Annotated in this window: 17 protein-coding genes and 4 tRNA genes; 11 read left to right on the top strand and 10 right to left on the bottom strand. The window is 59.2% G+C overall.

The features are described 5' to 3' along the window. Positions 1 to 20: 20 nt before the first annotated feature. Together FW764_RS12450 and FW764_RS12445 are read right to left on the bottom strand one after the other, a co-directional pair. On the bottom strand, positions 21 to 1,595 hold the full coding sequence (locus FW764_RS12450) for an alkaline phosphatase D family protein (RefSeq protein ID WP_446434169.1): 1,575 nt from the start codon (positions 1,593 to 1,595) through the stop codon (positions 21 to 23). After that, on the bottom strand, positions 1,592 to 2,146 hold the full coding sequence (locus FW764_RS12445) for a GNAT family N-acetyltransferase (protein ID WP_446434168.1): 555 nt from the start codon (positions 2,144 to 2,146) through the stop codon (positions 1,592 to 1,594). The genes FW764_RS12450 and FW764_RS12445 overlap by 4 nt, the downstream gene beginning before the upstream one ends. Positions 2,147 to 2,336: 190 nt before the next feature. Between FW764_RS12445 and FW764_RS12440 the strand changes: the two genes are divergently transcribed. The 6 genes from FW764_RS12440 (at position 2,337) to FW764_RS12415 (ending at position 9,728) form a co-directional block, all read left to right on the top strand. Beyond that, entirely contained in the window at positions 2,337 to 2,744 is a 408-nt protein-coding gene (locus FW764_RS12440; protein WP_005786670.1) for an ExbD/TolR family protein, read from the top strand. 2 nt (positions 2,745 to 2,746) lie between these two features. Beyond that, complete coding sequence (locus tag FW764_RS12435) at positions 2,747 to 3,478, top strand: energy transducer TonB family protein (RefSeq protein WP_446434167.1); 732 nt, start codon at positions 2,747 to 2,749, stop codon at positions 3,476 to 3,478. Positions 3,479 to 3,502: 24 nt separating this feature from the next. Then, positions 3,503 to 5,782 carry a TonB-dependent receptor gene (locus FW764_RS12430; RefSeq protein WP_446434166.1) on the top strand — a complete coding sequence of 760 codons (2,280 nt, stop codon included), beginning with the start codon at positions 3,503 to 3,505 and terminating at the stop codon, positions 5,780 to 5,782. A gap of 17 nt (positions 5,783 to 5,799) precedes the next feature. Next, positions 5,800 to 6,447, top strand: a complete 648-nt coding sequence (locus FW764_RS12425) for a MotA/TolQ/ExbB proton channel family protein (protein WP_446434165.1) — start codon at positions 5,800 to 5,802, stop codon at positions 6,445 to 6,447. Between the two features lie 53 nt (positions 6,448 to 6,500). Beyond that, a complete protein-coding gene (locus FW764_RS12420; protein ID WP_446434164.1) occupies positions 6,501 to 7,718 on the top strand; it encodes a phospholipase D-like domain-containing protein in 1,218 nt (405 codons plus the stop codon). Between the two features lie 270 nt (positions 7,719 to 7,988). Continuing rightward, on the top strand, positions 7,989 to 9,728 hold the full coding sequence (locus FW764_RS12415) for a dipeptidase (protein ID WP_446434163.1): 1,740 nt from the start codon (positions 7,989 to 7,991) through the stop codon (positions 9,726 to 9,728). A 29-nt stretch (positions 9,729 to 9,757) separates the two neighbouring features. Here FW764_RS12415 and FW764_RS12410 read toward each other — a convergent pair whose 3' ends face one another. Beyond that, entirely contained in the window at positions 9,758 to 11,413 is a 1,656-nt protein-coding gene (locus FW764_RS12410) for a M24 family metallopeptidase (RefSeq protein ID WP_446434162.1), read from the bottom strand. Between the two features lie 78 nt (positions 11,414 to 11,491). Here FW764_RS12410 and pdxR point away from each other — a divergent pair, with 78 nt between their 5' ends. Beyond that, entirely contained in the window at positions 11,492 to 12,973 is a 1,482-nt protein-coding gene (pdxR, locus tag FW764_RS12405) for a MocR-like pyridoxine biosynthesis transcription factor PdxR (RefSeq protein ID WP_446434161.1), read from the top strand. Between the two features lie 46 nt (positions 12,974 to 13,019). Here pdxR and FW764_RS12400 read toward each other — a convergent pair whose 3' ends face one another. After that, the gene (locus tag FW764_RS12400) at positions 13,020 to 13,271 is read right to left on the bottom strand and encodes a hypothetical protein (protein ID WP_446434160.1); all 252 of its coding nucleotides are present in this window, start codon (positions 13,269 to 13,271) and stop codon (positions 13,020 to 13,022) included. Between the two features lie 74 nt (positions 13,272 to 13,345). After that, complete coding sequence (locus tag FW764_RS12395; protein ID WP_446434159.1) at positions 13,346 to 14,449, bottom strand: polyamine ABC transporter substrate-binding protein; 1,104 nt, start codon at positions 14,447 to 14,449, stop codon at positions 13,346 to 13,348. Between the two features lie 139 nt (positions 14,450 to 14,588). On the opposite strand from FW764_RS12395, the gene FW764_RS12390 reads away from it, so the two are divergent. Next, complete coding sequence (locus FW764_RS12390; protein ID WP_446434158.1) at positions 14,589 to 15,380, top strand: response regulator transcription factor; 792 nt, start codon at positions 14,589 to 14,591, stop codon at positions 15,378 to 15,380. Positions 15,381 to 15,498: 118 nt separating this feature from the next. Beyond that, on the top strand, positions 15,499 to 17,718 hold the full coding sequence (locus FW764_RS12385; RefSeq protein WP_446434157.1) for a hypothetical protein: 2,220 nt from the start codon (positions 15,499 to 15,501) through the stop codon (positions 17,716 to 17,718). Here FW764_RS12385 and gltS read toward each other — a convergent pair. The 5 genes from gltS to FW764_RS12360 form a co-directional block, all read right to left on the bottom strand. Then, entirely contained in the window at positions 17,675 to 18,886 is a 1,212-nt protein-coding gene (gene gltS / locus FW764_RS12380; RefSeq protein ID WP_446434156.1) for a sodium/glutamate symporter, read from the bottom strand. The two genes, FW764_RS12385 and gltS, sit on opposite strands and share 44 nt — an antisense overlap. A 201-nt stretch (positions 18,887 to 19,087) precedes the next feature. Continuing rightward, a tRNA-Gly gene (locus FW764_RS12375) sits at positions 19,088 to 19,163 on the bottom strand. 3 nt (positions 19,164 to 19,166) lie between these two features. Then, positions 19,167 to 19,242: transfer RNA gene (locus FW764_RS12370), tRNA-Glu, on the bottom strand. Between the two features lie 105 nt (positions 19,243 to 19,347). Further along, positions 19,348 to 19,423, bottom strand: a tRNA-Gly gene (locus FW764_RS12365). Between the two features lie 3 nt (positions 19,424 to 19,426). Continuing rightward, positions 19,427 to 19,502 (bottom strand) — tRNA-Glu (locus FW764_RS12360). Between the two features lie 370 nt (positions 19,503 to 19,872). Here FW764_RS12360 and FW764_RS12355 point away from each other — a divergent pair. Both FW764_RS12355 and FW764_RS12350 read left to right on the top strand, forming a co-directional pair. After that, a complete protein-coding gene (locus FW764_RS12355; RefSeq protein ID WP_407020302.1) occupies positions 19,873 to 20,631 on the top strand; it encodes a hypothetical protein in 759 nt (252 codons plus the stop codon). A gap of 202 nt (positions 20,632 to 20,833) precedes the next feature. Further along, the gene (locus tag FW764_RS12350) at positions 20,834 to 21,646 is read left to right on the top strand and encodes an alpha/beta fold hydrolase (protein ID WP_446434155.1); all 813 of its coding nucleotides are present in this window, start codon (positions 20,834 to 20,836) and stop codon (positions 21,644 to 21,646) included. The last annotated feature ends 24 nt before the right edge of the window (positions 21,647 to 21,670 follow it).

Raw genomic sequence — 21,670 nt, 5'->3', positions numbered from 1 at the left:
GCTCACCACAAAACAATGCATCAAACCGCAATCGCCCCTGCCCGACCCGACTCCACCACAAACGACTTGAGCGTCGACACCGTGGCGTTCGGATCACGTGGATCAGTAATCACACGAAAGTTCGTCAGCATCTTTTGCGCCGCCACTTCCACCGACACATACCCGCGCTGGCGACTGTCGAAGAACTTCACGTGCGGGTTGAGCGGCAGGATCTGACTGAACGCATCAAAAGGCGGGCCATCCGATGTCACCGAGCTGCCAACAAACTCGGTTGCCACGATGGGCGAGTCCGGGTTGTTGCCATCGGCATGCAGGTCCGTGGTCCAGAACGAATGGATGTCGCCGCCCCAGAACACCGGGTTGTTAACCTTATTACGCTGGATAGACGCCAGCATCCGCGAACGATTGGCCATGTAGCCGTCCCAGCCATCGGTCCAATGGCCGACATTGTGGGCAGTCAGGTCACGCTGAATCAGCGGGGCCACCAGCAAGTCCTGAGCGATCACGTTCCACTGCGCCTTCGATTGCGCAAAGCCCTGGTCCAGCCACGCCTCCTGTTGCCAGCCGAGCATCGTACGGCCGGGGTCGCGCAAGTCTGCGCAGGTGTTCGACGCGATGTGCCCCTGGTGACTGCCATTGGCCTGGATACATGGCTGCTCCGAGCGGTACTGGCGCCCATCCAGCACATGAAAGCGCGCCAGCTGGCCGTAATCCAGGCGCCGGTAAATGCGCATGTCCGACCCCTTCGGCACACTGCTGGCACGCAGTGGCATATGCTCGTAAAACGCCTGGTACGCCGCCGCTCGTTGCTGCAGAAATTGCGCGACCGGAACCGTCGGATCCTGTGACCAGCGGTTGGCGTAATCGTTCTGCACCTCGTGGTCATCCCAGGTCGCCACGCTGGGCGCTGCGGCGTGCAGGGCTTGCAGGTCCGGGTCGGTTTTATACAAGGCGTAGCGGTTGCGGTAGTCAGTGAGGCTCACGGCATTGCCGCTGCCGTGGGGGCGAATGATCTTGCCCGAGTCCGCGGCGTAGGAGCTGTCGTAGATATAGTCGCCGAGAAAAAACACCAAGTCGGGTTGCTCGGCCGCCAAGTGGCGATAGGCACTGAAATACCCACGCTCCCAGTGCGAGCAGGAGACAAACCCAACGGTCGCCGCTGCCATGGCATGCAGCGGCGGCGCGGTACGTACGTGCCCCACTGGGCTCTGCGCGCCGAGGCCGTCGAACTGATACCAATACGGCCTGCCCGACTCCAACCCCGCGACCTCGACATGCACCGAATGGGCAAAGCGCTCGGACGCCAGCACCTCGCCGCACCTGACGATGCGCGTCATCGCCGCATCGCTGGCCACGCGCCAACGCACCGGCACTGCGCGACTCAACCCGCCACGGCCATCCGCTGCATTGAACAACGGCGCCAGGCGCGTCCAGATCACAAAGCCATCCGGCAGCGGGTCGCCACTGGCCACGCCGAGGGTGAACGGGTAACTCACCCCGGCGCTGCGCGCAAACGGGCTGAGGATTGAAAACGCGGTGGCGACGGCCAGCCCCGTCAGGACTCGACGTCGGCCCTGGTCTACTGCGTCACTCACAGTGCGCGCTCCCAGTCTTCGCGCACCATGGCAAACCCCAGCAAGTCCTCGTACACGCCATTCTTGAGAAACGCCTCGCGCATGCAGCCCTCATAACGCAGGCCAATGTTCTGCATGACCCGCGCCGACGCCTTGTTGCGCCCAAAGCACTGGCTGCCGACGCGCTGCAACCCTAACGTGCTGAAACCGAAATCCAAGATCGCGCGGGCCGACTCTGCCGCGTAGCCCTGATTGCGGCAGTGCGCTGCGACCCAACCGCCCAGGTGCCCATACCGATGACGCGCATTGATACGCAGGCTGACGATACCGACCAGCTCAGCGGTTTCTCGCACGTGCATGCCCATGTTGAGAGATTCACCGGCGCGATACTTTTCCGCGATCCCGGCAATAAAATCCTGCGCGATTTCCAAGGTATACGGCGACGGAATATTGGCCGTGTTGTCGGCAATGTTCGGCCCGTTGGCAAGGGTAAAAAGCCTCTCGGCCTGGTCCATTTCCAGCGCCCGCAAGAGCAGCCGCGCGGTGGGCAATTGAGGCAGTGCAGTCGGCATACAAAGCGGCTCTGAAGATAAATTCCTCCAGAGTGTACGCGCTTCGTGTCAATTTCATTACGCCACAAAGCTGCAAGATAAATCATCTGTAAGACGCGTCCTAGAGCCTTCAAAACGTAAATTAAAGTTAACCATTCGGTCATTTTTGGTTGTTAGCGTGTCGCCCCTAATTCAATAACGGGGTAACGGAATGAGAACCTGGGACGAACCCAAAAAACGCAAGGCGCACATCGAACTGATCCCGATGATCGACGTGATGATGTTCCTCCTGGTGTTTTTCGTACTGGTGAGCCTGAACGTGATTCCGGCCCTCGGCATGAAGACTCAATTGCCCAGCGCCAGCAGTTCGCAGCAGCTCAAACCGCAGAATAAATTCATTCTGACCCTGGGCCTGGAAGGTCAGCTGCAACTCGATGGCAAGGACCTCACGGTCGATGCCCTGGTGCCAGCGCTGAAAGCGGCAGAAAAGCCTGACACCAAGTCGACCATCATCGTAAACAGTGACAAGGGCGTGGAGGTTTCGCGCCTGGTGGAGGTTATGGACACCCTGCGCCTGGGTGGCTTTACCTCCGTGTCCATTGCCACGCGTAAGTCCTGAACATGTACGTCTTGTTTCGTACGCGTCAACTGCTGGGCAGTGTCCCGGCCCTGATCGCCCTGGTGCTTATTGCAATGGGCATCCAGTCACAGACGTTGAAGGTCGAGCCGGTTTACGACGAATCGGCGGTTGAGTTGGCGCTGGTCGAGCCGGAGCCGGAGGTCGTCCCAACACCTGTAGTGGAGCAAGAGCCGCCACCGCCCGTGATCGAAGATGAAGAGGCCGAACCGGCCCCTGCGCCGCCACCGCCAAAGCCACTGCCAAAACCTGAGCCCAAGCCCAAGCCCAAGCCGGTGCCCAAGCCCAAGCCCGTCGTGGCCGCCAAGCCGACACCGACGCCTACGCCAGCCCCACCGGTGGCGGCCAAGCCAGTCCAGGCCGCCGTCGCTGCGCCACCGGCCCCACCGGCGGCGCCCAAGGTCGACAGCCAGGCGCTGGAAGGCGGTTACCTCAAGGGCTTGCGTAACGAGTTGGACACCTACAAGCAGTATCCCACCGGTCGCCAGGCTTCCCTCGAACGCCCCAGCGGCGAAGTGGTGGTGTGGTTGCTGGTCGATCGCCAGGGTCGCGTTCTGGACGCAGGCGTGCAAACCCAGGCCTCGAGCATGTTGCTCAACCGGGCCGCCGCCAACAGCTTGCGGCGCATCAAGCAGGTCAAGCCGTTCCCCGAGCAAGCCTTCGGGGGGCGCAATGAGCAGCGCTTCACCGCCACCTTCAACTACAGCGTGCAATAAGCACCCGACACCAGGACGACAGTGATGAGGTTCACACGTATTCATCTGGCACTTGTTGCCGCAAGCATGGGCCATGGGATGGCCATGGCAGATACAAGCGACAGTGACGTCGGCACGATTGGGGTTCAGGGCAAGGCTACCGCGGGCGGCGGCTACATGGTGCAGGAAGAGAGCATCAAAGGCCGCTCCACGGTGACCAAGGAAGCACTGGATAAACAGACCGCCACGGGTAACGCGATCGACAAGCTCAAGTACACCCCGGGCCTGAACATCTCCAGCGAGGACAACACCGGCCTGTCGGGCTTTCGCTTCACCATGCGCGGGCTTAACTCCGACCAGGTGGGGATGTCGGTGGACGGCATGCCGATCAACGACTCCGGCAACTACGCGCTGTACTCCAACCTGCTGGGTGACCCGGAAAACATCGACCAGATCTTCGTCACCCAAGGCTCATCCGAAGCCGACGGCCCGCACATCGGTTCCAGCGGCGGCAACATCGGTATCGTGACTGTTCGCCCGACCAAAGAAACCGGTGCCTTCGTCAAACAGATCGTTGGCAGCAACGCCACCCGCAAGACCTTCGCACGCCTCAACACCGGCGAGGTCAATGGCCTGAGCAACTGGCTGTCGGTGTCGCACACCGAAGGCCAGATGTGGCGCGGCTCAGGTGCCGTGCGGGCGGATAAGGTGGAGTGGAACAGCTTCTTCGACGCTGGCAACGGCAACACCGCCAATCTGATCCTCAAGTACCACGAGCAGGACAACAACAGTTACAGCCAACTGACCAAGGGCCAGTTTCAGCAGTACGGCCGCAAGTACGACCCCTACCCCGCTAACCCGACGGTGGGCAGCAACGGCAAGCTCAACAGCTACTATGCGCTGGCGCAGAACCCGTTCCAGACCTTTACCGGCGTACTCAACACCCAGTTCAAACTGGCTGACAACCTGGCCCTCTCGGTGATCCCTTATTACTACTGGGGCAACGGCAGCGGCGTGGGTTCTTCCAGCTATGCGCTGAACCGAGGCTCGAACCAGGGTGGCATCTTCGACCTGGGCAACTTGCCCACCGCCGCCCAGTACAACGCTGACGGTTCATCCACCACTGGCGTCTACTATCGCCCTTCGCGTACCCAGACCTGGCGCCCGGGCATTACTACCAAGCTGAACTGGGACCTGGGCGATCACAGCCTGCAATTCGGCTACTGGTACGAACGCGCGCGCCAAAGCCAGACCCAGCCGTTCATTGCCCTGAAGAGCAGCGGCAAACCCACCGACACCTGGCCCGACGGCAACGCCGTGGTCGATGCCAACGGCAACACCGTGCAGGGTCGCGACCGTTTCACCATCACCCCGGCGCAAAAAGTCTGGGCCCAGGACACTTGGTACATCAACCCGGACTGGACCTTGGTGGCGGGCCTGGCCTACATGAACGTCAAGCGCGACGGCACCAACCACGGCAGCCTCACCGAGCAGCCGGAAAAGCGCAACCAGAGCTACAACAAGCTGCTGCCCAACGTCGGCCTCAAGTACCAGCTCGACGAGCGTGACCAGTTGTTCTACAGCCTGTCGCGCAACATGCGCATACCGCAGAACTATGTGCTGTACGACAAGGGCCTGGATTCGATCAACTCCAAGCCGGAAACCAGCTGGAACCACGAACTGGGCTGGCGCTTCACCGACGAAGACATGACCTTGGCCGCCACCTTGTTCTACATGCAGTTCAAGGATCGCCAAGTGTCGTCCAAAGACATCAACGGCGACTTCGCCGACATCAACGCCGGCTCCGTCAACAACAGCGGCGTGGAACTGGAGTGGAGCGGACTGCTGCCGAACCACTTCAACTACTACACCTCCTACACCTACACCAAGGCCGAGCAGCAGGATGACTTGACCGTTTACAACGCGGGCAAAGCCATCGTCTTGCCCACCAGTGGCAAGCAATTCGCCAACGTGCCGAAGAACATGCTGGCGGCCAACATCGGCTACGACGACGGCCGCTTCTACGGCACCTTCGGTGGCAAATACACCAGCAAGCTCTTCGGCGATCTGACCAACGACGAGGCCATTTCCGGCCGCACCGTGTTCAACCTCGGCGCCGGTATCTACCTGCCGGTTGACAAAAAAGTGGTCAAGGACGCGACCTTGCGCTTGAACGTCGACAACCTGTTTGACAAGAAATACCTGGACGGCGTGTACACCACCAAGACTAACGCGGGCACCTACAGCGGCTTCAAGGACGGCGACCCGGCTTACATCGTTGGCCTGGATCGCACCGTAACCGTTTCCCTGGAAGCGAATTTCTAACTGCGAGGCTATAGATCATGGACATGAACCTGCTTCACGACATCACCTTTTATGTGATGTACGCCGCCATGGCGATTGCGATTTTTATCAGCATCGAACGCGGCATCTACTTCGCGTATGTGCGCCGCCAGGCGCGCGCCTTGACCGAGGTGCTGGGTGCCAACGTGCACAGCGAGCGTGACTTGCCTGAGGGTCTGACCCGCCGCGATAGTCTGCCGCTGAACATGGTGCTGCCGATCCTGGCGCAGAAGGCGTCCCACGGTTCGCGCAAGGACCTGGACGATGAAATCGAAACCCAATACTTGAAGACGCGTGCACCACTGTCGCGCAGCCTGTGGATCATCGAAACCATCACCACTGCCGCGCCGCTCCTGGGTTTGCTCGGCACTATCCTCGGCATCATCGACACCTTTAAGGCCCTGGCATCAGCAGGCGTGTCCGACCCAGGCCAGATCTCCGGTGGTATCGGTACGGCCTTGTTCGCCACGGGGCTAGGTATCGCCATCGCGCTGTTCTGTGTGGTGTTCCACAACTTCTTCCAGGACAGCCTGGAGCGCATCAATGATCAGCTCAAAATCCTGCTGATCCGCGCCGCCACCGGTGCCCGCGTCCAGGGCGAAGTGCCGCATCTGGTGCCTACACCGTTGCACAGCCGCACTGCATGACCTATGGGTGGGCGCGAAATGCGCCCGCCCTTCTTTTGCCCGGTGAGACGCTTATGTCCCTCTCGATGAAGTTGCGTATCACAGGCCTCACAGGCTTGCTCCTCAGTCCGTTTGCCCTGGCGGACTTTTCGATCCCAGGTTTTGAACTGGTGCACACGGTACCGCTGGATACCGCCCTTGGCACTGCCGATTTGCGCCAGCCTGGCCCGGTGTGGATCGAGTTGTTTGAAGGCGCGAAAAGCAGCATCGATATCGGCCAGTTCTACGCAGCCGATCAGCCTGGCTCGGTAATGGACATGGTGCTTGAACACCTGGAAGCCGCCGGCAAACGCGGAGTGAAGATTCGCTTTCTGCTGGAAGAAAAAGGCATCAGATTGTCGGAACCATCCACCTTGGAACGCTTGCGCGCGATTCCCAACCTGACTTTCCGCGTGCTGTCATACGCGCAACTCAGCGGCGGGATTATTCATGCCAAGTACATGCTGGTGGACGGCAAGCAGGCGTTTATCGGCAGCCAGAATTTCGATTGGCGCTCACTGGAGCACATCCACGAGACCGGTTTGCGCATCAGCGATTCAACTGTGGTCGGCCAAGTGCAGGCGATCTTCAATCAGGACTGGCAGGCCCAAGCCGCCCTAACAGCTAAGCAACCCGTGCCGCTGCCGGCGGCGGGTCAGGAGCCCGCACGCACCGGCAATTATCTGGTGGCCAGCCCGCAACGCTACAACCCACCGGGCGTGGGCGATTCACAGTTGGAACTGCCACGCCTGTTGAGTGAGGCGAAGAAGGAAGTGCGCGTGCAACTGCTTGACTACGCGCCGCTGTCTTACGGCCCGGACAAAACTCGGCCCTACTACGCGGTGATCGACAACGCCATACGCGCCGCCGCCGCGCGCGGGGTGTCGATCAAGCTGATGGTCTCCAATTGGAACACCGACAAACTGGAGCTGCCCTACCTCAAGAGCCTGGCGGTGCTGCCCAACGTGCAGGTAAAGATCGTCACCCTGCCCGAGGCCAAGCAAGGGTTCATCCCTTACGCGCGGGTGATTCACAGCAAGACCATGGAGATTGACGGGCAAGTGGCGTGGATCGGCACCAGCAACTGGCTGGGCGGCTATCTGGATAACTCGCGCAACCTGGAGGTGGTGATGCGTAGCGAGGCGATGGCCAAGCGCGTAGGCCAACTGCATGAGCAGTTGTGGGATGGACCGTATGCCAAGGCGCTGGAGGTCATGGCGCAGTATCCGGATCCGCATCCGGGCAAGCCTTGATAACCCATTTCAAACTTCACCGAAGTCCCCTGTGGGAGCGGGCTTTCTTGCGAAGGCGGTGTGTCAGTCACCGCCTACTTCGACTGACACACCGCCTTCGCGAGCAAGCCCGCTCCCACATTTGAATCGCCTTAGCCCAGGCATTTAAGTAGGACATTTCCTTCGCCCTGCTCTCCCCTATCGCTCCTTCGCAGTGTTAGTGTGTGAAATTATTTCTGATACTTCGATCAGAAATCTCCCACTCTTTTTTGCAAAGGAATGCCTTCAACAATGCACTTTCCACTGAAAAAACTGGTGGCTGCCACCCTGTTCGCCGCCAGCCTCTCGACCCTCGCCATGCCTGCCTTCGCCAACATCAGCGCCGAACAAAGCGCGACGATTATCAAGAGCTTCAGCGAAACTCCAGCCACCGATTTTCGTGGATTCCTCGGCACCCTGGCCAAGGGCGACCTGGGCAAAACCGCCGATGTCAGCCCGGCTATCGAGGCCTTCCTTGCCAACAAAACCCTGAGTGCCGACCAGCAGAACGAGATCAATCGCCTGCTGGGTATTTACACGCGGGTGAAGTATGGCAAAGCCGCCCTCGAAACCCTGCGTGAGCTGGTAGAGATCCCTACGTTTAACGTCGACGGCCTGCCGCAGTACAAAAACCCGGAATTCCTCAAGATCGCCGATAAGATCCAAAGCCTGGCCAAGGCCTTCAACCTGAACTTCCGTAACGTCGATAACCGCGTGTACGAAATCTCCCTGGAAGGCAGCGGCGATGAAGTGGTCGGTATCCACGCCCACGCCGATGTGGTGCCGGTGACGCCGCAGAACTGGGTGCTCAAAGACGGCACCAAGCTCGACCCGTTCAAGGTCACGCTGATCGGTGACCGCATGTATGGTCGTGGCACCGAGGATGACAAAAACGGCATTGTCGTGGCCCTGTACGCCATGAAGGTGATCAAGGAAGAGAAGCTGCCACTGGCGCGTAACTTCAAGCTGCTGGTAGACACCACCGAGGAAACCTCCGGCGACGCGATTCCTTACTACTTCGAACATAATCCAGTGCCCCAATACAACCTGGCGCTGGATGGCGGCTACCCGGTGGTGATTGCCGAGAAAGGCTACGGCACCGTGATGGCCAGCTTCCCGGTACGCAAGGGTGAAGGCAAAGGCGCACAAATCATTTCGATGACCGGCGGCATGGCCACCAACCAGATTCCTTCGGTGTCGGTGGCCACCCTGGTCAGCGACAAACCGGCTGAACTGGCCGCCAGCCTGCAGCAAGCCGGTGCTGACTACGTCAAGGCCAATGGCGGCGACTTTGAAGTGGCCGCCAAGGTGGTCGGCCAAGAGGTCAAGCTGACGGTCACCGGCGTGTCTGCTCACTCGTCCGAGCCGCAATCGGGCGTCAACCCGGTCGCACGCATGCTGGAGCTGATCCACAGCATCGACGGCAAGATCGCCCTCAAGCACAACCACATCACCGACGCCGCGCGTTATGCCGCCGACAACTGGGGCCTGGATTACCTCGGTGGCAAGCTGGGCGTGGGCTTCTCTGATACGTTCATGGGGCCTTTGACCACGTCGCTGACCTTTGTCGGCCAGGATGACAAAGCCTTCAAACTGGCCGTGAACCTGCGTGTGCCAAAGGGTAAATCGCCGGAAAAACTCAAGGCGGAAATTGCTGACAAACTGAGCGCCTGGGATAAACAAACGAAGGTTAAGGTGAGCTTCACCTACTCGGTGGCCGAGCCGATGTACCGCAACCCTGAAGGCGAGTGGGTGAAAGCCTTGCTGGCCGTGGCCAGCGAAAACCTGGGCATGGAACATAAGTTCGGCACGTCGGCCGGCGCGACCTCCGTGCATGAACTGCCCAATGGTGTGCAGTTCGGCCTGGCGCGCCCGGAAGTGAAGTACACCGGGCACACCGACGGTGAGTTCAAGACGGTCGACCAGTTCCTGCTGGACCTGCAGATCGTCACTGAAATGATGGGCCGCGTCGGCCAGTTACCGAAGCTCTGACGCCCTTTGAGCCCGCCGCAATGGCGGGCTCATCGCATCAGGATGTCTTCGAAAAAACCGCCTATGGGCAAGCTCGGATGACAGAGCTGGATCTCCAGTACCCACACCATTTCGCTGGGGTTAATCTCCAAATCAGCCAGTTCCTTGTCACCGAACAACGCATGCGGGAAATCGGCAATGCGGTGACCTGCCAAATTGCGTGACAGCCGCCAGCCTTTTGTCACGGCGCGGTCTTCGGCGAAGTCATACAGCTCACAGCCAGTCATGCCTCGCAACCAGGCTTGGCGTGTTTCGTCGAACACCTCATGCAGCGCCTTCCTGCAATCGAGGTGCAACGGCGCCTCGCCGAAGATGAAGGTGTCGCCGTAGTCACCCTCGTAGCCGTCCCACACCGGCCCCAGGTCCACCACCACAATGTCGCTCGGGCGCAACGTGCGCAGCGGGTCAATCCCTTCCCGGGACGGGCGCACCGTGTCGTCTCCAAAGCGGATGTAGGTGGGGTGCCAGGTATGCGAGGCACCCATGGCCTGCAATTGCTGGCTGGCCATTTCCAGCGCAGCGCCGGTGGTCATGCCGACCGTCAACTGGCTGGCGATTGCGGCCAACGCTCGCACGGTTTTTTCACGCGCAGCGAGCATGCCGTCCAGCGAATAGCGCGGGCCGACTTTTTCCCAGGTGCTATCCAGCGAACCGAGCAGCGTATCGGCACTCGACTGGCCACTGGGCACGAAGGCTTCGGCGACAAAACGATGGCTCGGCAAGCCCGCTGCCAGGCAATTCGCACGCGTCTGACTGATCATGCCGCCGTTACCGCAGGCATACACCTGCGCTGCTTCCCAGCGGTGCCCATGGCTCAGCGCCACTTCCTGCACTCGGCCTTCAGTTGCCAATACCGGGTGCCAGTGAAAATGCGCGTGGTCGATGACCGACTGGTCCAGAAATGCGCGGTCGTAAAAATCTGTCGCCTGCGCGCCGCCCCAGTAAAACGTCACCTCGACATTACGTTTCAAGGCTGTCAGCAGGATCGGCTTGATACCCGCGTAGCCGGTGCCCGTGGCGAACAGGACAACGGGCGCAGCATCATCGTCCTGCCAGGTGCAGGCACCAAAAGGCCCTTCTAGTTGCAACAGATCGCCGGCTTCAAGGTCGCCCAGCAGAGTCTCGGAGAACAGCCCGCCACTTACCCGGCGAATTTGAAACACCAAGCGTCCATCGCCATCGGCTGGCAGGTTGGCGATCGAGAAGCAACGTGAGTCGCCGTCGACCAGGCGGAACTTGAGGTATTGGCCCGCCCGCACGGCCAACGGCCTATCCGGCATCACTACCAACTCAATGATGTCGGGGCTGAGTGCGCGCTTGCTCAGCACCGTCGCCTCAACCACCAGCGCAGGCGTGTCCAGCGACCAGCCGGGGATCTCCAGGCGCATGTCGGCGCAGGCATGGCTTTGGCACAACAGCAGTTCATTGGCGGCCAGCGGGTAGCAAGGCGCAGGGGCGCCGGGCGCCAGTTGCTTGGCCCGGTACTGCCCTTGGCTGACCACGACTTTGCACGACCCACACGCGCCGCGTCGGCACGAGAACGGCACCGACAGGCCGCTGGCGAGCATCGCGTCGAGTAACAGTTCGTCACCGGCTTCAAAGGTTTTCCCCGAGGGAGACAGTTCGATTACATGACGTGTGTGCATAAAAACCTCAGGGCTGAGTGAGGCTTGATTGTTGCGCTAGACTAGGCCCATTAGAACCTCCAGTTTTGGATACTTCAGATGGTCCAGCTGCGTAAATGGCGCCCGTTGCTCAAGCTTGATACGAACACACGTCAAGCGTCCTATCGCCAGATTGCCGAAGGCCTCGTCGCGGCGATCCTCGACGGGCGTCTAGCGCCCGGCACCCTGCTGCCGGGCACGCGGGAAATGGCGCAACTGCTCGACGTCAACCGCAAGACGGTGATCCTGGCGTACGAAGAAGCGTCGACCAAAGGCTGGCTGATCAGCGAGCCGCGACGCGGCACGTTCGTGAATACGCAACTGGCGCCAAAACCCATGCCCAGCCGTGTGCAGCCGTCTTTTGCGCCGCCCATCCTCGCCCAGGCCGTTGTTCCGTACTTCACCCAGAACGCCCAGGCGATTGCACTCGAACATCGGCATGACGCGCTGTTTTTCGACAACGGTGCCTGCGACCATCGCCTGCTGCCGCAAGCCGTGCTGCATCGCTACTACCGCAATGCCCTGCGCAGCAGCTTTGCGTCCAATACCGTGCGCTATGGCAGTGAAGGCACCGGCTATGAATTGCGCTGCGCGCTGGCCGATATGCTGCGCAGCAATCGAGGGCTGACGGTCAACGCCGAGAATATCTGCCTGACACCGGGCACCCAGGTGTCGCTGTACCTGACCGCCAGCCTGCTGATCAAGCCAGGCGACGTGGTGCTGGTGGAGCGCCTGAGCTACCCGCCGGCCTGGGAAATCTTCCGCAAGCTGGGTGCGCACTTGGTCACCGTGGACATGGACGATGAAGGCTGTCGCACGGACCACGTCGAGCAGTTATGCCAAGCGCATAATGTGCGGATGATCTACGTCACGCCGCACCACCAGTTCCCCACCACCGTGAGCCTGCATGCGGCGCGACGCCAACAGCTGCTGGCCTTGGCGGCAGTGCATGACTTCTGCATCATTGAAGAAGACTACGACCACGAGTATCACTTCAATGGGCGGCCGTATCTGCCGCTGGCCAGTGATAACACGCAACGCCATGTGATCTACATCGGCTCGTTATCCAAGGCGCTGGGGTCAACGTTTCGCTGCAGTTATGTGGTGGCCCCCACTCGCGTGATTGAAGTGCTGCACAGGAGCGCCGCGCTGGTGGTGGGAGACACCGACGCGGTCGCGCAGAAGATGCTGGCAGACCTGATCAATCAGGGTGAATTGAAGAAACACCTGCGCCGCGTTTCAAAAGAGTACGCGGCGCGTCGAGAGATCCTGCAGGGATGCCTGCATGAGGCATTCGGAGAGCGTATCCAGGTGCGCGAGCCGGAAGGCGGCCTGGCACTGTGGGTGCGTTTCCAGGATGGAATAGACGTCGATCATTTGGTAGAAACCGCGCTGGCGTACGGCGTTGTGGTGCGTAGCGCGCGTCAATTTTCGCCCATGAACTTGTCGGAAAATGCACTGCGCCTGGGTTTTGCTTCGCTGGATCGGGACGAGATCCGTGAAGCTACGCTACGCTTGGCGCGGGCCATGAACGCACGCTGAACACCACCAACAAAAACGCCGATCATGATTGATCGGCGTTTTTTGATTAGAGAGGGAGCATTAAACGAGATTTCTCTTCCACTCGGGCCAGTTCAGGGAATTCCAGCAGCAGCGCCCTGTTGCCCCTGCCGATGTGCTCCATCACCGCTCGCGTAACGAGTTCACGCACCATCCCGGTCGAGACGTAATACATGGCCCAGGCTTGTTCAGGCGTACAGTGACCGATCTGTTCCTCGATGTCCTTGTACGCCTTGTAGTCGTCCGATTTCACGTCGCACTGGTCATCACGCTGGCCCATGATTTATCTCCCTCTCTGGGGCTTGTGCAAAAACCCCGTGGTCAATCGCAAGACATCCCTGATCGCTCAGCCGATCACGTACCGCTCTTCACCTTGGTCCACACGCGCGTACGAATTCGCTCCAGCTTCAATGGCAACGGCTCCAGTGGGACCAGTGTGGCAATGGTCTCCTTGGAAGGATAAATCCACGGGTTGTCACGCAGCTTCTGCTCCACAAGCTCAGTAGCATCCTTGTTGGCGTTTGGATAAAGCGTGTGGTTGGAACTCTTGGCAATCACATCGGGTTCGAGCATGTAATTGATAAATGCCAACCCTTCTTTTGCGTGCGGCGCGTCTTTGAGCAGCACAAAGTTTTCCGACCACACCAGCCCGCCCTCACGAGGCAGGCTGTAGGCAATTCTGCGCCCGGTGTTGTTTTTCTCATTGATGGCCTGTGCCGTCAGCGCGCCACTCGCCCACCCCACGACTACACAGATATTGCCATCGGCAAAGTCGGCGTCGGTTCTGGATGAATCGAAGTAGAGGACGTAAGGGCGGATTTTCAACAGCAGCGCTTGGGCCTTCTGGTAGTCCTCGGGGTTCTGGCTATTGCTTGGCAGGCCGAGGTAATGCAACGCGATCGAAATAATTTCACTTGGCGAGTCGAGCATCGCCACGCCACACGACTTGAGCTTGCTGATGTTTTCTTCTTTGAAGATCAAGTCCCAACTGTCCACCGGGGCGTTTTCACCCAGTGCAGCTTTGACTTTATCAACGTCATAGCCAATGCCGGTAGTGCCCCACAAGTAGGGAATGGCGTAGCGATTACCAGGGTCGTTGGCCGAGAGCAGGGCCAGCATTTCTGGGTCGATATGGGCAAAGTTGCTCAACTGCTTGCGGTCCAGCGGTGCAAGCACGCCCGCCTGGATCAGGCTCGGTAGGACATTCGAGGTGGCGACGACGACGTCATACCCGGTGCGCCCGGCCATGACTTTACTCTGCATGATCTCGGCACTGTCGAAGGCATCGACGTGCATCTTGGTACCGGTTTTTTGCTCAAATTGCTTTGGCGTTTCTGGCGCGATCAAACCAAACCAGTTGTACAGATTCACCTGTGACTCAGCCGCCGCTGCCGGCGCGCTGACACCTACACAGACCAGCGAGGCTAAAAAAAGGGCTCGCAAATGTGATTGACTCATATAACTATCCTTGTCAAAAACGACAGGCCTTCATGACCATCATCCATTGGCTGGTGAATATACCCGGCGTCGCCGAATAGTAAATACCTACAAGTACTTAGCTAGAGCCCACGATTCCCTAACCCTAAAGGGGTAGAACATGTCACTCGACCTTCATAACCTGGCCTGGCATCGATCAGCGGGCAAGCTGATCATGGAGCTCAATCGCCCAGCCTTCTGGAGCTCGCTGGTTCGCGTACTGAAGGAATATGTGCAGATCGACAACTGGGTTGTATTGGTTTTCAGCGATGAACAAGTCAACGTCATTTGCGTGACCGAGGTCGCCGACGCACAAGAAGTGGACGCGCTAACTGAGCGCTATGTAAAAGGGCTATATCTGCTCGATCCGTTCTACATTGCCAACCGTGAAAACCCGCAAAGTGGCTTTTTTCATTTGTCCGACATTGCGCCGGAGCACTTCCTGACCACCGAGTATTACCATCAGTATTTCGCCCAGTACATCTGCACGGATGAGGTGCAGTACAACGTGCAGCTCGACGCGGATAGAACCCTGTGTATTTCATTTGGCAGCAATGTGCGCTTCAGCCCGCAGCAGATCACCACACTGGACATCATCAAACCCTGGGTGATGGCCTTGATGCACCAACGCATGTGCTTTGAGATTGATATCGAAAAAAACCTCAGTGAACCGCCGCCCTGGTCAGAAGCCATTATTCAGTTGGGTACGCAGATCACAACGCGAGAAAAAGACGTGCTCAAATTGTTGCTGAGCGGCTTTTCCAACAAAGAGATCGCCGGAAAACTGTGCCTGTCGACAGAAACCATAAAGGTGCATCGCCGCAATATTTACAACAAGCTGAATATCAAATCCCAGTCTGAATTGTTCGCGCGTTTCTTCATGCCAAAACAGGATGTTCACGTGTTGAATTAACTTAGGCGGTGCGGTTGCTGCGGACAAGCCCGCCGTCCTGCTACCTAGCCTTTCGGTCAGTTACCGCGCTGCCGCCATTTGCGTACTCTGCCCTCTGATCTGTGTCGGAGGAATGGGGATGTCTTTGATCAGCGATGTCGAACGCGCTTGCACACGCTTGGCCCCCGCCGGTTGGCGTGACCTGTTGCTGTACCACGGCCTGGACATAACCTCGGTCACCCTGCGCGAAGAACTCGCCAAACCCCTGCAGATTGATCGCACGCACCCAGGCTTCGAAGATTTCTCCGCCGATGGGGTACGCGGCATCGAAGCCGGGCGCCCGGCCGACAGCCTGCTGCTGCATGCATTTGCCTGCCCCAATGTAACCACCGGGGTCATGGGTAGAGCGCTCACAGCCTTTCCAACGGCAGCTGAAATAGAACAGCTTCTGAATTATGTCTACGGTGCCCATCCTCCCCACATTGAGGCCTTGCAGGTGCTCGCCGGTGATGCACCGCTGGGGATTGCAGTGTTCGCCTATGAATACCGGCCCCAACCTGAAACCGTGCATGGGCGCCAAGCCGACCTGTGTTTTTCCCGCACCGGGATCGCCAGGGTCGGTACGGCGGATGCGTTGTATGACCCGCGACGACGAGGCTTTTTGCCCTTTGTCGAGGGCCAGCCCAATCAGATGCGGGTTATCCCGGCGCGCTACGGCGCGTTTATCGCTGCCAGAAAAACCGCGCAGCCGCTGCAGTTTGGCCCGATGAATGCTCAACCTGTCGACGAGGATCTGGAGTTTTGGGTGCCACTGCACAAACTCTTCAATGGCGACGAGTGCCTGGCCGGCATGGACCTGACCGTGCAGTTAGAAAACCACCAGATCAATGAAAAGATCGGACAGATCCACAGACGTTTTCGCGATACCGGCTGGCAAGAGCCTGACATTCTCAACGCGCCTTTCGTCATCACCGAGGGGTTATGCCATTGGGCGAATATCGATGAGTTCGCCCCGGGCCTGCTAGTGCCTGATGCCAAGAAGGCCCTAGTCGAACTGGCCTATTACCAAGGCCGCCCGCTGTCCTTCATGATGCCGGCGGACACGGGTGGATTGGTGCATGGCCGTCATCGTCTGCACGACGACGGTTCCATCGAAGACCTTAACGAACGCGAAGACGTCGACGCCATCGTCAAGGCTGGCGGCTACCGCGCCCTGCACTATCAGGACGCCATGGCCGATGGCTGGGTGCGTGCGCACTGCCCGGCACTGGAGCTGCCGAGCATCGCCGCCTATTCCATCATCGGCGCACCAGATTTCTTTCCGTTGTGCGGCCCGCGGGAACTCAAGCAATGGTCCAGTGACCCTGAGGTGTTCCCTTGCCCAACGCCACCCTGCCCGCAGGTATGGCACACACGGGTCAACCCGTTGTCCGATGTGCGCTTTTTCATCAATCAGTCCCTTGCGGGTGGTTATTTCGCCCCGCAAGACCGCAGCGTCACGGCAATAGTCTCCCATCCCCAGGCCAGTGCAACGTCACGTGCTGGCCTGCAGGTAGAACACGCCCAGCGCCAGTCGTGGCTACCGGACTTCGCCAGCGGCGTCTTCGGGCCAGGCTGGGAAATTGGCCGAGGCCTGGTAGACGCACCGTTCACCAACATGCTGTGCGGTTATCAGTTAGCCAGCCCCTTTACTGAAGACGCGCGCATCTGCGCGGCGCTGGGCTCGTACTGGCCGGGGGTGGCACCTGACTCCACGCGAACGTTTGAACCGCGCAATGTTTCTGCCACCGTTATTCCGCTGACCGACCACGAAATCGGCCTGCTAGGCAGCCCTGCCTGGGATGGCCGCACGGGGCCGACCTTGATTGAATCGCAGGGTCGCACGCTGGTGCAATACCAAGCCTATGAGTACAGCGACTATACGCAGGCCGCGCTGGCCGGTCAGTTGTCGCTGGCCGTGACCGGGCAAACCAGCACCGAGCAATATCACCAGCGCGTACTGGGCATGCGCCGTGCTTATCAAGCTGTTGGCGCCGGCTCAGACAAAGAACAGCGAAAGCGCTGGCCCCTGCTGTCGTTTTCCTGGGTGCAATTACCGGACAAAGCGTTTGAGGCCGCGCAACGACAGGCCGGGTTACGGCTGGAAGGCGAGGTGCAGTACTACAGGTTGTACAAACACGGCGCGATCACCACTCCCACGTACGACTTCAAACTTCGCCATGTGGAAATAGAGCAGGAAATCGAACTTTATATGAGCCGGGACGCGATGCTTATCCGTCAAGACGCGGGCGCTTGGCGCCCCTTCGACGTCACGCTCAGCCCGCCGCCCCCAGGAACGGTAGCGCCAAGTACAACTTGATCACCACCGCATTGGTAATGTCGATGAAAAACGCCCCCACCATCGGCACCACCAGAAACGCAATCGGCGAGGGGCCAAAGCGTTGCGTCACCGCCTGCATATTGGCAATCGCTGTAGGCGTGGCGCCCAAGCCAAAACCGCAATGGCCCGCCGCCAACACCGCCGCATCGTAGTTGCTGCCCATCACCCGAAACGTCACGAAAATCGCAAATAAGGCCATCAATAACGCTTGCGCCGCCAACAGGATGACAATCGGTAACGCCAGCGCCGCCAGGTCCCAGAGTTTGAGCGACATCAGCGCAATGGCCAGGAACAACGACAAGCTGACATTGCCCAGCAGCGACACTTCACGCTCAAACACCTGGTGCCAGCCAAGAGCCGACAAGCCATTACGCAACACCACACCGACGAACAGCACGCACACGAAGGTCGGCAACTCGTAGGCCGTGCCTTGGATAAAACCACTCAAGAACGTGCCGACCTGCAGGCTGATCGCCAGCAGCGCGAGTGTCTCGATAAACGAGAACGAGGTGATCGTGCGCTCAAGGTTGGGCTGTTCAAAGCCTGTTGGCTGACCTGACGGCCGTTGTTCAATGCCAGGCACCTGGGCACGTTTGATGAGCAAGCGCGCAACCGGCCCGCCAATTAAGCCGCCCAACACCAAGCCAAAGGTCGCTGAAGCAATGGCCAGTTCAGACGCGGCAGCCACGCCATACTTCTCACTAAACACCGCGCCCCACGCGGCACCTGTACCGTGCCCGCCCGACAAGGTGATAGAGCCGGCCAGCAAGCCCATCAAGGGGTCAAGCCCCAGCGCCTTAGCCAAAGCGATGCCCATGGCATTTTGCACCACCAGCAGGGCCGTCACGACCAGCAGGAAAATACCCAGTACGCGCCCGCCTTTTTTCAAGCTGGCGAAGTCCGCATTCAGGCCGATAGTGGCGAAAAACGCCAGCATCAATGGGGTTTGCAATGACGCGTCGAATCGAACCTCGACATCCATCAATACGCGCAACGCCAGCAGCAGTGCAGCTACCAATAAACCACCGGCGACCGGCTCCGGAATACTGTAGGTGCGCAAAAAGCCGATGCGAGCCACCAGCCAACGCCCCAGCAACAGCACCAGTGAGGCGGCGACAAGGGTTGAATAGAAATCGAGTTGCAGCATCTGGGTAGTTCTCTGAGGTGAACAAGGAGAATGGGCTGGCCAGAGTAGAGACTGCGGAACAGCTACACAGCCACTTGCCAGTAATTAGAGACTCGTCCTACAAATTTCACCGCAAGGCCTACACGGTTGGTGTGGCTCTCGGGACAAAAACCAACACGAACAAAAACGCCGACCATTACTGATCGGCGTTTTCGTTAAATATGGAGCGGGAAACGAGACTCGAACTCGCGACCCCGACCTTGGCAAGGTCGTGCTCTACCAACTGAGCTATTCCCGCAAATGGCGTCCCCTAGGGGACTCGAACCCCTGTTACCGCCGTGAAAGGGCGGTGTCCTAGGCCACTAGACGAAGGGGACACGCTACTGAAATACATGGTGTGTATTTCAGTGCCCAGAGGCCTCGTCCGAAGACTTGGCCCTGGTTTCACTCAATGCCGCCCGAGAGCAACACTGCTTAAAAATTGGAGCGGGAAACGAGACTCGAACTCGCGACCCCGACCTTGGCAAGGTCGTGCTCTACCAACTGAGCTATTCCCGCATATGGCGTCCCCTAGGGGACTCGAACCCCTGTTACCGCCGTGAAAGGGCGGTGTCCTAGGCCACTAGACGAAGGGGACACACGTACAACATTCACTCCCTACCGCGTTTCGCTGTGTGCTTTACGCTGTAAGTGGCGCGCATTCTATGGATGGATTGAAAGGTCGTCAACCCCCAAGGATAAATTTATTTAAATCAATGACTTCGCCCCGCTTTCCAGGGCTTTGCGAGCATTTAGCCCGCCCAGGCTTTGGCGCCTATATTCTGGCGTCCAACAAGGCGCTATAGTTCGCCCCAGCAAATGATGGCAATGTGCATCTATACAGGAAAAACTTACCTATATAGAAGAAACTACCTGGGCAACTGGTCGAACAATCCTATCCGTCGGGTGGCTCAGTCACTACACTCAACAGCAAACCCTACAAAGAGGTCACACCGGTGACACCACTCATGATCACCCTGCTGGTAATAGCCGGGATCGTAATACTGATCGCCATTGGCTACATGAACCACGTGGTGGAAAACAACAAACTGGAAAAGAAGCGCACCGAGATCGAACTTAACGATCGGCTGCGTCGTTGCGGTGAAATCACCGAGACGTTCCCCGGCCAGTTGATGAACCCGAAGCTCAAACTGTTATTGACCCGCCTGGAACTCAACGTCAATCAGCGCCTGCTGAACCTCAACAAGTCCAGCGCGCCGCTCAAGGCGCGTATCGCTGAGTTGAATGCACTGATTGGCCAGGGAGAATCGATTCCGGTAGCCAACCCACCCGCGCCGATCCAGACCGAGGCCAAAGCCAAGGACGTACGCTTCCTGCTAGAAGCCCTGCACGGCCAAGTCACCCGGGCTGCCCAGGACGGCTTCCTGCCGACCAACGAAGCCAAGCACTGGATCAAGGAAATTCGCCACATCCTGGTGTTGCTGCACATCGAGTTCTTCAACAACCTCGGCCAGCACGCTCTGCAACAGGGCCAGCCGGGCCAGGCACGCCTGGCGTTTGAACGCGGCGTACAGTACTTGCGCAAACAGCCGGAACCGGTGCTCTACAGTGCGCAGTTGCAATTGCTGGAGAACCAACTGGTCCGCGCCAACTCCACGGTGCTGACCAACAGCCAGCCCGCCGAAGACGAAGTCAACGAATTGACCGAAGGCCTGAAAGTCGTCGACGCCGACGCCGAGTGGAAAAAGAAAGCCATCTACGACTGATCCTGAGGTTTGAGGCGAGCGGGGCTGCGCAGCAGCCCCGCAAGCGGCCCCTGCGGTCCCACTGGGGAACGCGGTGGCTTTAATTAGCGCCCCAACTCGGGACAAGCCTGCTCGTCACAACATGCCATCACTTTGCATCTATCCCCCTGCCCACGACTAGCGTAAAAAAGTGCCCCTCACTCCGTGAAGTTAGAGGCCTGCTATGCCTGTTGCCGTGATTGATGGACAACCGCTGCACTACGTCGACCAGGGCACCGGCCCGGTCGTTCTCCTGGGTTCGAGTTACCTGTGGGACCGCGACATGTGGGCCCCGCAAATTGAAGCCCTGTCGCAACAGTACCGCGTAATCGTTCCCGAGTTGTGGGGCCACGGTGAATCCGGCCCACTGCCGGCCCAAACCCGGTCGCTGGACGATTTGGCGCGCCAGGCCCTCGCCCTGCTGGATCAGCTCGATATCGCGCAGATCAACCTGGTAGGTTTGTCAGTGGGCGGCATGTGGGGCGCGCGCCTTGCGTTGCTGGCACCGCAACGCATCAACAGCGTCGTGCTGATGGACACTTATCTGGGCGCCGAGCCGGAGGCTACACGCCAGTACTATTTCTCGCTGTTCAAGATGATCGAGGACGCCGGCGCTATCCCCGAACCCTTGCTGGATGTGATCGCACCGATCTTCTTCCGCCCCGGCATCGATCGCGAGTCCGCGTTATACCTGGACTATCGCAAGGCGCTGCAGGGCTTTTCCAGGGAGCGCCTGCTGCAAAGCATCGTGCCACTAGGTCGGTTGATTTTCAGCCGCGAGAACATTCTGGCCCAACTGCCACGCTTGGATTGCGACACCACGCTGGTGATGTGCGGCGAGCAGGATAAGCCGCGGCCACCCGCCGAATCCCGGGAAATGGCCGAACTGATTGGCTGCAGCCTGACCCTGATTCCGGACGCAGGGCATATCTCTTCCCGAGAAAACCCGGACTTTGTCAACGAAGCGCTGCTGACTTTCCTCGCCAACACCGCCTGATGGCGGCGCCCCCCTCTGATCGCG

This window comes from Pseudomonas sp. 1152_12 (genome assembly GCF_052850675.1).
Note: the sequence above shows the minus strand (reverse complement) of the source record. Positions and strands in the feature narration are given on the sequence as shown.

Excerpts from the sequence above, each read along its gene's own strand:
- FW764_RS12445 (WP_446434168.1), bottom strand. The coding sequence starts at position 2,146 with ATGCCGACTGCACTGCCTCAATTGCCCACCGCGCGGCTGCTCTTGCGG.
- FW764_RS12440 (WP_005786670.1), top strand. The coding sequence starts at position 2,337 with ATGAGAACCTGGGACGAACCCAAAAAACGCAAGGCGCACATCGAACTG.
- FW764_RS12435 (WP_446434167.1), top strand. The coding sequence starts at position 2,747 with ATGTACGTCTTGTTTCGTACGCGTCAACTGCTGGGCAGTGTCCCGGCC.
- FW764_RS12430 (WP_446434166.1), top strand. The coding sequence starts at position 3,503 with ATGAGGTTCACACGTATTCATCTGGCACTTGTTGCCGCAAGCATGGGC.
- FW764_RS12425 (WP_446434165.1), top strand. The coding sequence starts at position 5,800 with ATGGACATGAACCTGCTTCACGACATCACCTTTTATGTGATGTACGCC.
- FW764_RS12420 (WP_446434164.1), top strand. The coding sequence starts at position 6,501 with ATGTCCCTCTCGATGAAGTTGCGTATCACAGGCCTCACAGGCTTGCTC.
- FW764_RS12415 (WP_446434163.1), top strand. The coding sequence starts at position 7,989 with ATGCACTTTCCACTGAAAAAACTGGTGGCTGCCACCCTGTTCGCCGCC.
- FW764_RS12410 (WP_446434162.1), bottom strand. The coding sequence starts at position 11,413 with ATGCACACACGTCATGTAATCGAACTGTCTCCCTCGGGGAAAACCTTT.
- pdxR (WP_446434161.1), top strand. The coding sequence starts at position 11,492 with ATGGTCCAGCTGCGTAAATGGCGCCCGTTGCTCAAGCTTGATACGAAC.
- FW764_RS12400 (WP_446434160.1), bottom strand. The coding sequence starts at position 13,271 with ATGGGCCAGCGTGATGACCAGTGCGACGTGAAATCGGACGACTACAAG.
- FW764_RS12395 (WP_446434159.1), bottom strand. The coding sequence starts at position 14,449 with ATGAGTCAATCACATTTGCGAGCCCTTTTTTTAGCCTCGCTGGTCTGT.
- FW764_RS12390 (WP_446434158.1), top strand. The coding sequence starts at position 14,589 with ATGTCACTCGACCTTCATAACCTGGCCTGGCATCGATCAGCGGGCAAG.
- FW764_RS12385 (WP_446434157.1), top strand. The coding sequence starts at position 15,499 with ATGTCTTTGATCAGCGATGTCGAACGCGCTTGCACACGCTTGGCCCCC.
- gltS (WP_446434156.1), bottom strand. The coding sequence starts at position 18,886 with ATGCTGCAACTCGATTTCTATTCAACCCTTGTCGCCGCCTCACTGGTG.
- FW764_RS12355 (WP_407020302.1), top strand. The coding sequence starts at position 19,873 with ATGATCACCCTGCTGGTAATAGCCGGGATCGTAATACTGATCGCCATT.
- FW764_RS12350 (WP_446434155.1), top strand. The coding sequence starts at position 20,834 with ATGCCTGTTGCCGTGATTGATGGACAACCGCTGCACTACGTCGACCAG.